The 11,666-nt window shown below is 64.3% G+C and carries 14 protein-coding genes and 1 pseudogene; 3 read left to right on the top strand and 12 right to left on the bottom strand.

Features of this window, described 5'->3' with window-relative positions:
* Both ROTAS13_RS27780 and ROTAS13_RS11705 read right to left on the bottom strand, forming a co-directional pair.
* A pseudogene (locus tag ROTAS13_RS27780) lies at positions 1 to 686 on the bottom strand (hypothetical protein); the annotation flags it as partial.
* A gap of 32 nt (positions 687 to 718) precedes the next feature.
* Positions 719 to 1,516 (bottom strand): hypothetical protein, encoded by a 798-nt coding sequence (locus ROTAS13_RS11705; RefSeq protein WP_126281769.1) that lies wholly within the window; start codon positions 1,514 to 1,516, stop codon positions 719 to 721.
* Between the two features lie 692 nt (positions 1,517 to 2,208).
* Between ROTAS13_RS11705 and ROTAS13_RS11700 the strand changes: the two genes are divergently transcribed.
* Positions 2,209 to 2,919, top strand: coding sequence for an IS6 family transposase (locus ROTAS13_RS11700; protein ID WP_058390100.1), 711 nt, complete (start codon positions 2,209 to 2,211; stop codon positions 2,917 to 2,919).
* A 238-nt stretch (positions 2,920 to 3,157) separates the two neighbouring features.
* Here the strand turns inward: ROTAS13_RS11700 and ROTAS13_RS26265 are convergent, their stop codons facing one another.
* From ROTAS13_RS26265 to ROTAS13_RS26260, 5 genes are read right to left on the bottom strand one after another with little or no spacing between them, the layout of a single operon-like run.
* Positions 3,158 to 3,805, bottom strand: a complete 648-nt coding sequence (locus tag ROTAS13_RS26265) for a hypothetical protein (RefSeq protein WP_139323334.1) — start codon at positions 3,803 to 3,805, stop codon at positions 3,158 to 3,160.
* A gap of 11 nt (positions 3,806 to 3,816) precedes the next feature.
* On the bottom strand, positions 3,817 to 4,617 hold the full coding sequence (locus tag ROTAS13_RS28420; RefSeq protein WP_083755489.1) for a PD-(D/E)XK nuclease family protein: 801 nt from the start codon (positions 4,615 to 4,617) through the stop codon (positions 3,817 to 3,819).
* Positions 4,614 to 5,747, bottom strand: coding sequence for a YafY family protein (locus ROTAS13_RS11685; protein WP_075822428.1), 1,134 nt, complete (start codon positions 5,745 to 5,747; stop codon positions 4,614 to 4,616). Before ROTAS13_RS11685 ends, ROTAS13_RS28420 begins: the two co-directional genes overlap by 4 nt.
* 3 nt (positions 5,748 to 5,750) lie before the next feature.
* Positions 5,751 to 6,287, bottom strand: coding sequence for a hypothetical protein (locus tag ROTAS13_RS11680; protein WP_075822427.1), 537 nt, complete (start codon positions 6,285 to 6,287; stop codon positions 5,751 to 5,753).
* Entirely contained in the window at positions 6,287 to 6,985 is a 699-nt protein-coding gene (locus tag ROTAS13_RS26260) for a hypothetical protein (protein WP_139323333.1), read from the bottom strand. Before ROTAS13_RS26260 ends, ROTAS13_RS11680 begins: the two co-directional genes overlap by 1 nt.
* Positions 6,986 to 7,060: 75 nt before the next feature.
* On the opposite strand from ROTAS13_RS26260, the gene ROTAS13_RS26255 reads away from it, so the two are divergent.
* Positions 7,061 to 7,483, top strand: coding sequence for a hypothetical protein (locus ROTAS13_RS26255; RefSeq protein WP_139323332.1), 423 nt, complete (start codon positions 7,061 to 7,063; stop codon positions 7,481 to 7,483).
* 63 nt (positions 7,484 to 7,546) lie between these two features.
* Here ROTAS13_RS26255 and ROTAS13_RS11670 read toward each other — a convergent pair whose 3' ends face one another.
* Positions 7,547 to 8,410, bottom strand: a complete 864-nt coding sequence (locus tag ROTAS13_RS11670) for a hypothetical protein (protein WP_139323331.1) — start codon at positions 8,408 to 8,410, stop codon at positions 7,547 to 7,549.
* 124 nt (positions 8,411 to 8,534) lie between these two features.
* On the opposite strand from ROTAS13_RS11670, the gene ROTAS13_RS11665 reads away from it, so the two are divergent.
* On the top strand, positions 8,535 to 8,780 hold the full coding sequence (locus ROTAS13_RS11665; RefSeq protein ID WP_139323330.1) for a hypothetical protein: 246 nt from the start codon (positions 8,535 to 8,537) through the stop codon (positions 8,778 to 8,780).
* Between the two features lie 72 nt (positions 8,781 to 8,852).
* On the opposite strand, the gene ROTAS13_RS11660 is transcribed toward ROTAS13_RS11665, so the two are convergent.
* The 4 genes from ROTAS13_RS11660 to ROTAS13_RS11645 all read right to left on the bottom strand — a co-directional run.
* Positions 8,853 to 9,668, bottom strand: a complete 816-nt coding sequence (locus ROTAS13_RS11660; protein ID WP_075822423.1) for a hypothetical protein — start codon at positions 9,666 to 9,668, stop codon at positions 8,853 to 8,855.
* 19 nt (positions 9,669 to 9,687) lie between these two features.
* Positions 9,688 to 9,996 (bottom strand): hypothetical protein, encoded by a 309-nt coding sequence (locus ROTAS13_RS11655; protein ID WP_019463350.1) that lies wholly within the window; start codon positions 9,994 to 9,996, stop codon positions 9,688 to 9,690.
* A complete protein-coding gene (locus ROTAS13_RS11650) occupies positions 9,993 to 11,036 on the bottom strand; it encodes a hypothetical protein (RefSeq protein ID WP_075822422.1) in 1,044 nt (347 codons plus the stop codon). The genes ROTAS13_RS11655 and ROTAS13_RS11650 overlap by 4 nt, the downstream gene beginning before the upstream one ends.
* 149 nt (positions 11,037 to 11,185) lie before the next feature.
* Positions 11,186 to 11,666: helix-turn-helix domain-containing protein (locus tag ROTAS13_RS11645; protein ID WP_139323329.1), on the bottom strand; the 481-nt coding region annotated here is incomplete at its 5' end.

The raw sequence follows: 11,666 nt of genomic DNA, 5'->3' as shown, positions 1-11,666 counted from the left end.
GCACCTTGAGCCGGCCCGCCGGCCGGCTGCGTCGCACCGGGCGCGACGTCCCCGATGGTGACGGTCGGGATCGCCCCTTCGATGCCCGCCACATGATCGCGGGTGAGGTTCTTGCCCGCCGTGTCCCACATCACCCCGGGAATGACGCGCTCCCCGTCGGGGGTCGCGTAGAATACCTGGAAGGCGTCGCCGCTGCGCAGCACCACGCTGCGAAGGCCCTCGCGCTCACCGAGATCCGTGACGCCCGCGCCCCCGATCTCACGGAGACGCGCCAGGGTCAGGTCCACCGGAAAGCCCGCCACCATGGCCCGTCCGGAAGGCAGCACCGAGAGCAGCATGAACTCGGCGCCGGAGCGGGCCACGACCAGGCGCAGGCCATGGCTCAGCCCCAGGTCCTGCAAGGTGGCACCGGCCTGGGACACGCGCTGCAGCACCGGCACCGAGAGATCTCCGCCGGGCGTCGCCACCGTGGCAGGAGCTGCTGACGGCGCAGCCGCCGGCGCCGCGGCACGCTGGACCGCGGGCGTGGGCGCGGTTGGCCAGGCCTGGGGCGCGGCGGATACCGGAGCCGGGAGGGCCAGGGTGGGAGGCGCATCGGGCCCGGCAGAGGCGGGGCAGAGGGTCTGCGCCATGGAGATGGCCGGCAGGCCAACCAGGGCGCAGGTGGTCAGGAGGATGCGTCGCATGGGTCTCGTCCGGTGCTGATGACCGGCCGAGCCTAGGAAGGGGCGATGCGAACGGGGCTGTCGTGATACCCCGCTGCCGGGGCAAGGACGACGGGCTCCATGTTGTCGAGCAGCTGGCTCGTGGCCGACAGGACGTTGAACAACACAGGGGTGAACCAGGGCCGCGTCTCGAAACTCTCGCAGAATTCCAGGCCGCAGAGGAGCACGGCGGCCAAGGCGGTGATACCCGCGACGGTGATCGGCGCGGCGAGGGCGAGCTCGTCCAGAACCTCGTCCAGAGGTCGCTGAGCATCGAGGTAGGCCTGCTCCTCGGCGGCGACGTCGCCGGCACCTGCCCGCATGAGCGAGCATGCCTGCCGCGAGAGCGCCACGAGATGCAGATCCGCCGACCTGTCGTTCGCTGCCTCGATCACAGCGGCGTCTGACAGAATTCGTGACAGGTGAGCATCGAGCGCCACCATGTGGGCGGTCGTCAGAGCCGCGAGACCCTCGTCCGGCTCCTCGTCCCGCCGCATCGAGCAGAGGGTGAGCAGAATGTCGCTTTGCAGGAGCAGTCCCCGCGCCGAGGTGGGCGACAGGCTCGCCGCATGAAACACAGCGCGTCCCAATCTCTTCTCGACCGCGATATGCGAGGCGCTGTCTGACTCGCCCTCGTTCGGCCCCGCCCTGCGACGAACCGTCGCCGCCTGGCGGCTCCAATGTTCCCGGACCTGTCCCAGCAGGGCGATTTCACGGCGCAGGCTCTCCAGTGCCCATTCGTCGCCGCGTGTACCGATCGGGCCGGGGAAGGTCGTGATCTTCTGTCCGGCCCTGGTCGGGAACATGGTCACGCGGCCCTCCCGGCCAGGCTGGTGCGGCCAGCCGTGGCGGCGTCGTCAGGGAAGATGGCGGCTTCGGCCGGCATCCAGGCGTCTGGTTCGCACGACGACATCGCCCTGGAACCCGAACTGTGTCCGCAGCAGGATGAGCAGCCGATCGAGACTGCGGAAGGAACGGCGTACTGCCGTCTCACTGTCGCTGAGGACATGCCAGTCCGGGTGCCAACTGCCGACAACATAAACCGTGAAGATGTTGCCGCCATCGGCCGCTGGCTCTTGCTCGACCAACACGGAACGGAGGTAGCGACCGCTGCATAGCAAATGCCGCAGTTGACTGAAAAGGATCGGGGGAGGCCCGACGAGTGGTTGGACCCCCTCGGAGGGAACGGCGCGGTCGGCTCGACCATCGGATCCTGTGCCTTGAGTGTCGTTGCCGCGTCCCGCCATGCCGACAGAATGCGCGCCCATGTTACGTGCGACCAGTGCTGGAAATGCGCGTCTATCGCCGAGTGCTCATCCGCTTCGTCGGCTGAAGGCACCACCTGCGTCGTCACACATCAGCAATGGCGTGGAGCACTGATGCCAGCGATGGATAGCGTCGGCTGTCCCCATCGAATTCATCGAGCTGCCAGCCACCTTCTGTGGGGGCATTGTCACGTTGGCCAGCTCTGGCTGGAACGAACTCGTCAGGCGAAGCTGGCGGCATGCCGTCCGAGCCCACCACCTACCCCGGCTACCGTTTCCCGGCCGAGGTCATCCAGCATGCTGTCTGGCTCTACCACCTGTTCAGCCTGAGCCTACGCGACATCGAGCTGATCCTGGCCGAGCGGGGCGTAGTGGTCAGCTACGAGAGTATCCGTCGCTGGTGCCTCCGCTTCGGCACGGAGTTCGCGGCCAAGCTGCGCAAGCGGCGGCCAAGACCGGGCGACACCTGGCACATGGATGAAGTTTACCTGAAGATCAACGGCGAGCTCTTTTATCTCTGGCGCGCGGTGGATCAGCACGGAGTCGTGCTCGACATCCTGGTGCAGGAGCGCCGCAATGCCACGGCCGCCAAACGCTTCTTCAAGCGCCTGCTGGTGGGCCTCCAGTATAGACCCCGCAAGATCGTCACCGATGGGCTCCGCAGCTATGGCGTTGCACAGCGAGAGGTCCTACCCGGTGTGCAGCATCGGACCAGCCGCTACCTGAACAATCGTGCCGAGAATTCCCATAGGCCGACCCGACGTCGAGAACGCGCGATGCAGCGCTTCAAGTCAGCCGGGCAAGCCCAGCGGTTTTTGTCGGCGCACGCGATGATCTATGGCCACTTCCGTCCGCGGCGGCACCTGATGGCCGCCGATCAATACCGGCGCGAGCGCTCCAAGGCCTTTCGGATCTGGCGGCAGGAGACGTGTGCCCATATGGCGGCGTAAGGTCACGCAAACTCCGCCTCGCGGTCAAACTTGCTCGGTCCCCAAACAACGTGACAATGCCTGCGGCGGAAATCCAGTGTGGTCGCGTGGCGGCAGCCGAGGAAGGTGTTCAGGTCGCTGGCCGAAAGCAGTACCTGTTCATTGCTGAGACGCATTCCCGGGCCGCACCACCTTTGTAGGGTGCAACCTATGGTAATTTCGACATTGCAAAAATCAATGTCTTTGCGGTCGGCATGGACTATTCAGCCAGTGACCTGAGGTACTGGAGCACCCGATCGAACTGGGGCTTGGCACGAAGCAATGTGTCGAGAGCCTCTTCGAACGGATCCAAGGCTGCATCTGGATCCTCGTCGCGCAAGGCGGCAGCCAAGGCGTGCTGAGGAATCTTGAAGGGCAGGTAGATAGACGCTTCATTCTGTATTGTGATGATCGTGAATGCCGGATCCGAGATCATTTCCCTGATCTCTGGAAGGATCTGCTTCCATTTCCTGGGCTTCACAATGCTGGCATGTATGAGGTGAAATCCGACCTGACCAGAACCTGCTTGGCACAGACGTGTCAGATAGAACCAATCCTCACCACTTGCACGTGATTCGGTATCGCCATTCCCGACACTCAACTGGAACCAAATATCGAATTGATCGTCGTCGACAGTGGTATCCGCGGTACGCCAATCTGGAGCAGCAATCCATGGGTTCCATTGGTCCCAGCCGCCCTCCACCGAGTACTCGAAGATGTCACGCCACCCGTTGCGTTCTGCCCATCCTTTTGCTCGCTCCCCCATCGCGGCGAAGACCTCTGCCTCAATGGCATTGATCCGGGCGCCAACCTGATCGAGGTCGGCCAGATGCTCCACAATGAGCGCATCCAGGTCGGGTGACGACATGTCATTCATCCTCAGAAGAAAGCACGTACGTGGCGCGCGAACTGATGCGCAAGGGAACTGCTTGTGTTGTTTCGCGGAAGGGCTGAAAGGATCGCAGCGACATTGCGCCAGGTGATGACTGCAATCTCCGGCGGTGGAAGCCGGGGAGGACGAGGGCCGAGATAGACCACACAGCCATGCTTGCGCCCGAAAGCGTGCGCCTTCCTTCGGGCCAGATCAGAATAGCGACGCAGCTGTTCAGGTCCTTCAGGCGCATCGATCTTGACCTCGATGAAAAGCGTAAAATCGGGTCCATCGATTGCGATGTCCACACGGTCGGTCTCGCTGCCGAGCGGCCATTCCTCGGTTTGAACGGAGACGCGCAAGAGATCCAACCCGAGATCAGGCCAGTTCGGCGTAATCCTTGCGACCTCCTCGAGGAAAGCCTCCAGAACCGCTGCACCGAAGCCATGTGAACCGTGAGGATCGAGAAACCATGCGAGCACTGCAGCATTTCGTAGTTCGTCCCGCTTCAGGCCTGCGACCGACCAGACATTGAGAGGTGGCCTCAGGGGCGGCGCTTGCCGAAGGGGCTCCCTGAGGGCGGAGAGAACCTGCAGGAGCCGTGCGGGAGCTAGTGGTGATCGCGCCGGCTGTGGCGGTGCTTCGGGCAAGCCTTCGGCCGAGGATCTGAGGAGTGGGCCGGCCCGATCGAGAAAATGTCGCAGTCCTGGCGCTGTGGAAGGCTTGTGCCTCCGGATATCTGCGAGGCTTTTCAGGAAGCGGCGAAGGCCGTCACCCGGCTCGGTAACATCCTGCTGGCCTATGCTCATGACACTTCGGCCTCTGCCACGTGTCCGGCTGGAACTGCATCCTCGGGCTGCGGTATGCTCCGGTGATGCGCGGAGACACTTCGTGCCCACGCCGCGAGTTCACGCCGTAGATCGGCGGGCTCCAGTACCTCGACATGTTCGCCCCAGGTCGCGAGGTGGTGGATCATCTCTCGCCGCCCGCAGGCGGTGAAGCGCACCAGGAGCTGGCCACCAGGCAGGTCTGTCATGGTTTGCGTGCCGTGGAAGTGCCATCTGCGTGCATCGTCCGCGACCTCGGCCGAGAAGCGCAGGACCACCGCATCCGGCTCATCACCCTGGAACACCCCGAAGGACTTCGCAGCCCAGGCTTTGAGGTTGAAGTCTTCATGGGTGAACGACTCCGTTCGAACCCCAGCCGATAGAACCCGATCGAGCCTGAACAGTGTCGGATCTCCAGGAGTGCCGGCTACGGAGCCCACAAGGTAGGGCCGGGCGCCATGCAGCACACCGAGTGGCTTGAGGCGATGGACGGCCGGCTCCTTGCCACTGCGGGCATAGGTGACATCAAGCTCGTGGCAGGAAAGGATCGCCTTCCGGATGGTGGAGAACAGGCCATCAATGAGGGCCGGCTTCGGTCCGGGCCGCACCGCCATGCCTTCGGCTTCCATCAGCGCTTCCGCATCGGTGGAGATTCGCCGGCGCACATCCTGCCGTATCACCAAGCGCACATGGCGCCCGAGATCTTCGAGCGCTGCAACACGCTCCGCCGGAGCGCCCTCGCGTCGCAGCCGTTCGGTAGCGGCGCCCAACTCGGCCAGCTGGATAGCGGTTGCCGAGGCGAGCGGGGCAGCGTGGCCTTGGGGAAGACGCCAGCGCAGGGATCGCCCCTCGCCTGGTATGGCTTCGATGGCCGGGAACACCTCTCGCAGGGCGGTCATGAGCCGCTCGGCCGTGCGGTGTGAGACGCCGATGCGCTCCCTCACATCCATCACCGAAAGGCCTTCGCGTGTCCCGGCCATGTCCAGGGCGAGGCGGAGGAGCTGGCCCGTCCGGTTGTATCGGGGCGAGGAAGGCATCTGCCCGGCATGGTTGCATGTCTGCCCGGCTCGCGTCGAGAGCGGAACGGTCTCCAGGGCAAAGACGGCCCGCAAGATTCAACGAGCACCCGGTTCCTGGCATGATCGCCAGGCACGTGCCAGCCGGATCGCATCCGGCCCCGCCCGGTGCGGTATGGGAGCTTCGGCCAGGACAGCTTCGCAGCGTGTTGCCACCGCCGGAGAGAGCCTCCTCAGCAGGCTGGTCATGTCGAGGACCTGCACCTCCGGTGCTGGCTCTGGCATCGCCTCGAACAGACGGGCGAGAAGATGGCCGTCAAAACTGGCGGCATCGCTGACAAGGGTGCGTCCGGCGACAAGCTGCGCAACCACACGAGCCACATCTATGGCCGGCCTACCCTCGCGCCTCAGTTCCTCGAGCCCGATGCCATGCACCTCCTCGGCAAGAGCATCCCAATCCGCCTCGCCCCAGCCAGGTTCGGGACGGATAAGGAAGCTGAGGTTCTGGATCCGCTCCTTCGGACCAATCCTGCCGTACCAGGCAAGGCCGATCTCGACCGGCCAGCCCGACATGGAGGAGGCCTCGAAGTCGAGGAAGATCGGCACATCCGATAGCGATGGCATGGATCCAGCCATCACTGGGCCGCCTCCGGGATAGCCTCTGGCCCGAACCAGTCGTCGCGGAACCAGTCCGGGGCCTCCGCGAAGGCTGCATGGAGATCGCGGGCGAGACCCAGGTTTGCCCGGCAAGCGGCACGCAGGTGGCTTCGTGCCATTGCCGACACGATATCGCCCTCCTCGTCGGGGTCCTCCTCGTCATAGGACTGGGGCACGGGAAAGCCAGTGGCGCTCCAGCAATGGTAGCTGTAACGGGTGCCGCGCGTCAGCATCCAGCAGCCGGCCGTTCCGTGGGTCATCCCGGCAACAGCCAGGGGAGCAATCTCCAGGGAGCAAAGGCGCCCCGCGACAAGAACCTCGTGGTGGAGGATGGTTCCATCCCGCGTTGCCTCCACGATCGGGGTGGAGACGGCGATCCGGTTGAGCCCGGAGGCCGCCAGCCCGCGGAGGCCCATGAACTCGATCAGCGCTGCTCGGGCGAGCTGGGTCGGAAGGGCATTCCGAGGTCCGGCAGCCTCGTCCACGGTGCTGGAACCCGGATCAGTCCGGAGCACGAGGAGCAGCCGGTCGTCCGCATCGGCGATGCGCCAGAACTCGATCTCGCCGCTACGGAACTCGCGGCGGTACCGGGCGCCCTGGTCCTGGTCCGCGAGGCAGTTCCCCGCTTCCCGGCCCAGGGCGACGAGCGCCGCCTCGGAGGTGACCCGGGACGCCACCGTGCCAGTCCCAGGCAAAGGCACATCGAGGGATCGGGTCCGGGACTTTCGCAGGGCGTTGGTCCGGATGGCCCCGTGGCGGTGGTGTTGGAACGCATTGCAGGCTTTCTCGAGGCCCTGGAAGTCAAGCCGGCCGCCTTCGACCGCACGGATGGTCTTGCGGGCAACGTCAGCGGCCGCGGGCCCATGATGCCGTTCCGGCCTGCTCATCCAGGAGAGGGCGCGGTTGACGCGTTCCAGGGCCTGTGCCGCATCCGGGGAGAGACGCAGGTGCGCATGCTGCGTTGGGCGGATATGCGCCGGGGTCGCCATCAGCCAGCGTGCCGTGGCCTCGGCGACACGCTCGCGCAAGCGGGAAGTCAGCGCAGGATCGAGGCGCCGCAGAGCGCTGGCGCGCAGGCGTTCGGCAAGGGCTATCATACTGGGGCTCACGGCACCGTCTCCACTGGTCGTGGAGACGGTCTAACGGTCTTCCCCGTCAGAAGCGGTCGGAGTTAATCTCTGGGGCATCGGGGCCGATCATGTCTCCCATCTGGACACCACCATGTTGATAATGGTGGATCACTGGCTGGCGCTCCCGGCGACTGCCCACGCCGCAATAAGCGCCTGCTCCGGGCTTATGTCTGGCGAGCTCGGGAAATTGGCTGGTAAACCCAACAGGATGCGAGAGATCACATAGCCGGCCATGGCCTTGTCAAAGTCATCATCACGGCTGGCATGCTGCTCGGGGTCCCGATTGACGTAGACTGCGCCTGCGTAGAGGCAGGCCCCTCGCACTGTCATCGGCACCTCGAAGATCATGATGCCTGTCCAACTCCGATAAAGGCGGAGGCAGTTCCCAGAAAATTCGGCATCCCACTTTTCCTCCATGACCGAAGACTTAAAGCCACGTCGGATCAGGTAACTGTCCATGGGGCCGAATTCATGTCGCACCATGAGCTGCGCCTTGGCGGCGGGCATTGGACGCAGTGCCTCAGGTTTCAGAACCACTGGCTCAGCCATTCTGTCCGGCTCACCTGGAAAGGCACGGCTGAGATAAGTCTGCACGTCGATGCCGTCCGGTTCATAGGGAAAAGAGGCGAAGTGCCGCATCGGAAAGCGTCTCCACCAATCGTGGCAAAACGCTTCCAGCCAAGCATAGCTCATCGCTGACAGGATGATCGTTTGCTCGGTACCCTGGGCGTCCATGATAGTGCCTACAAGGTACTCCACTGCACGGTGCCGGACTCGCAGGGTGATGCTCCGGCGGTGTGGGCCCATGGGCTGAAGCACTTCGACCGTGGATAGCTGCAGCAGACCCTTGCCACTTTTCAACGGTTCAATGGAAGTCAAGAATACTGGGGTGTTAGGCCAGCAGGCACCTCCGACCGGCATGCCGGGAAAGCTGGTAAGACCATACCAGATGCCCGAGGCGAGATGTATCATGAGGAACTCGTACGGCTGAGGGTTGAGGTGGATGAAGCTGGAGAGAGTTAATCCTATTGGACAGCGTGGGTCCTGGTTCGTTGTAGTGAAGGGCCAATCCCTGCCGTGCGTCCACGACAGCTGGATGAACAAGCCTACCGCAGGATGCTACTTCGACCGCTATGCCCAGGTTAGTGATCCGCGATGGGCAGCGCTGGCAAAGGCCATCGGGGAGAAGAAGCTGGTTGTCGTGCAAAGGGATGGTCTGACGCAGACCAGAGATGTTTTCGAACGGCTGGGCTACATCGGCGTATTCGCGGTCGAGAACGTAGTATTCCGAGACGGGGAGCTGAGCTTCAGGTTCGTCAGGCGCGTCTACGAAACCACATAGTTCGCTCGGCGCATACTGATATTGAGGTTCTGGTCGGAACCTGCACCGTCGAGATGCCGCCAGGATCGGGATCTAACTTTCCTGGAATCCTCGCGGATAGGCCATTCGCACGGCTGCCACCGCTTGGTGGCGCCAACTGGTACGCTTCGGGCAGGCCGCCGAACCGTTTGGACGGATCTGACCCAGCCAGTCCAGAATAAGACGCCCCTGCGAGCGGAAGTGCTCCACATGCGCGAAAACCACTCGGCCATCGGTGTAGGCCACCTCGCTGAGCCGCCGCCAGTCACCACCGCGTACTGTCCGGATGACGCGCTCCGCCTCGTTGACGTACGACCCGTTCTTCCCGAAGCCGAAGAGCACCACGAGCTTGGTGGCCATCGGCAGGTTCCCGAGGAAGCGTGCCGTGCAGTTGCGCACGACCTGCTGGCCCCACGGGTCCGCCAGGAAGCCACCCAACATGTCGCCACCAGCACCCTTCCATGTGCCCTTCCTGATGTCCCGCTGCTCCACGGTGCAGCGGACCAGCGACCCGAAGGCGAGCCGTCCCTTCTGATCGGTGATCAGGTCATCCACCTTGGCACCGTTCTCCAGGAGGCCCACGGCATGCAGAATGCGCCCCACGTTGTGTCGCGCGCCCTTGTAGGCGATCTCGTCGTGCGGTGTGCGGGCGAGAGCACCTGCCTGCGTCGGTCCTTTCGAGAAGCCCAGCACGACTACCTCAGCGTTCGGATTCCCCCACGCGCAGGGATTGGCGGTGATGCGCCAGTTCGTGCTGCCGGTCCGGCTCGCGTCGAACACCACCGCCTCGCCACCGAAGCAGGCGGTGCAGGCGACGCGGCCGTGGTCGGGAAGACGCCCCTCACCCGATGGCTGCATGTCCATCAGCATGTCCTGATCTCCTGTCGGCTCAACGATGCCACCTGCGGCAGCGTGGCGCCACGGTGCGAATTGTGCCGTCATCGTCTATGATCACGTAGGCATCGAGTTGCGGACCGAGTACGTTCAGGGCACGAGGGCCGCCGAGATGCCGCTCGATGCGACGACGGGCCGCCTTGTTCGCGAAATGGGTCCAACCATCACGGGTGCGCTCGCACTGCCCGAAGCGCAACAGGAGGTCGATGGCGAAGGGGCCGATACTGCGCTGCTGTGAGCGCTTGCGGGCGTGCCTGCTGAGCGGCAGGTCCATGGCCTCGCTCTCCCACACGGTGGCGCTCATCGCACCACCTCCACCAGCCGATGCTCGATCTCAGCGCGAGGATATGCTTTCCACTGTGGCTCACCGCGCACGATGCCCCAGTTTCCGGCTTGGTTGGGACGGCGCCAGCGCGGCGGATGCATCTCCTTGAGTGCATCCAGTGCCTCGAAGAAGTCGTGCTTCACGACTTCCCTGCCCTTCTCGCCGATACGCCAGCCGATGATGCCGTTGCGGGTCCTGCGCCCGTACTCCGGCTTGAAGGGCTCGCCATCGGCGTCCACGGGCAGGTACACCGTCGTTTCGCCAACGGGGGTATCTCCCGCCTCCCAGGTCAGCATATCGTCGTTCGGATCCAGCCACCGCGAGCGCCGGAACTTCCGGGGGCGCGCAGCCAGCAGCCACCGGTGAACGTCGGAAGCTGCGCACATCCCACCCTCCTGTCTCGGCAAGCTCCCGGTGCTCATGGCGTTCAGCACGCTGCGCTCGTCCACGCGGCCCAGTAACGCGATCTCACTACTATTGAGAGGCTCCTCGTTGTCGAGTTTCCAGCGTGCGAGAGCGGAGGCGTGCAGACGGGCCAGTGGCCAAGTCTCACCGTGGCGCGACGGATGCCAGTCGGAAGGAAGCCTCTTCAGCAGGCGGCTGGTGCGTTCGATTAGCGCCGCAATGTGTGTGTGACGCTGCTCGATGCTGTCCACCATATCGCGCGGGAGAAGGGCGACGCCGTCGATGACGTAGGCGTAGAGGTCGTTGAAGTCGATGTAGGACGGAAGGTAGTCTTCCCGCAGCGTGGACTCATAGAACTCCGGGAAGCTCACGACACTGCGCCAGTCTCCCGCTTCGAGAGCGCGTGTTTCCTCGCCGAACCGCGTCCCGATGGCACCTTGTGTGCCCGCCCATACCTGCTGCACGAGCGCCTGCATCGCTTTCGCGGCAGGCTTCGTGCCTGCGACAGCCTCCAATGTCTCGCCGAGCCAGAGGAACAGCTCGCAGAATTGGGCGTTGTTGGTGACTTCCGTGTTGAAGCGGTCTGGCCAAGGCATGCTCTCGATATTGTCCACAGGCACTTTGCTGCTCCGACCATGAAGGGCTTGCAATGATCATATTGATCATAGGAAGATCATCCATGATTCCAGACGAGCACACAAGGGCTAAAAATGATTATTTAGATCATTGATTGCCTCATTTTCTGTAAGCATCGATTGGACGATCAAGAAGGGGGATAGATCGCGTATGCCCTGAAGCTCCCTCTGCCCGTCACCTCGCGCACGGCTCCGGCTTTGGCCATCCGCCCGATCAGCAGCAGCGCGCCCTGATGGGTGAGGCCGAGGTCCTTCGCCAGTTGCGACGCGGTGACGATCGGCCGGCGCAGCACCAGTTCCACGGCGTCCGGCAGCGAGGAGGAGCGCCGCGTGCCCTCGGTCAGCGCGTTGAGCTTTGCCTGTGCCGCCTCCAGGCGCTCGAGCACCTCCAGCCCCTTTCGGGCCGCCGCGGCCACGCGGGAGAGGAACAGCCCCGGCCACGCGGCCGGATCCCGGGTGGGTTGCGGCAGACGCTCCCCCGGCCCCGCCCCCGCCCAGAAGACCAGCGGCACCTGCGCCAGCCGCCGCCGGCGCTTCAGCAGCACGGCGGCCAGGAAGATCGCCTGCTGCGGCTCCGGCCGGGCGATGTCGCCTTCCCCGGCCTCGCGC

The organism is Roseomonas sp. TAS13, assembly GCF_001950415.1.
Lineage (GTDB): Bacteria > Pseudomonadota > Alphaproteobacteria > Acetobacterales > Acetobacteraceae > Roseomonas > Roseomonas mucosa.
This window is presented reverse-complemented; position numbering and strand designations above follow the sequence as displayed.

Coding starts and splice junctions, on each gene's coding strand:
- ROTAS13_RS28420 (WP_083755489.1), bottom strand. CDS start 4,617: ATGAGCATAGGCCAGCAGGATGTTACCGAGCCGGGTGACGGCCTTCGC.
- ROTAS13_RS11700 (WP_058390100.1), top strand. CDS start 2,209: ATGCCGTCCGAGCCCACCACCTACCCCGGCTACCGTTTCCCGGCCGAG.
- ROTAS13_RS11660 (WP_075822423.1), bottom strand. CDS start 9,668: ATGCTGATGGACATGCAGCCATCGGGTGAGGGGCGTCTTCCCGACCAC.
- ROTAS13_RS11670 (WP_139323331.1), bottom strand. CDS start 8,410: ATGATACATCTCGCCTCGGGCATCTGGTATGGTCTTACCAGCTTTCCC.
- ROTAS13_RS11680 (WP_075822427.1), bottom strand. CDS start 6,287: ATGGCTGGATCCATGCCATCGCTATCGGATGTGCCGATCTTCCTCGAC.
- ROTAS13_RS26265 (WP_139323334.1), bottom strand. CDS start 3,805: ATGTCGTCACCCGACCTGGATGCGCTCATTGTGGAGCATCTGGCCGAC.
- ROTAS13_RS11655 (WP_019463350.1), bottom strand. CDS start 9,996: ATGAGCGCCACCGTGTGGGAGAGCGAGGCCATGGACCTGCCGCTCAGC.
- ROTAS13_RS11665 (WP_139323330.1), top strand. CDS start 8,535: ATGAACAAGCCTACCGCAGGATGCTACTTCGACCGCTATGCCCAGGTT.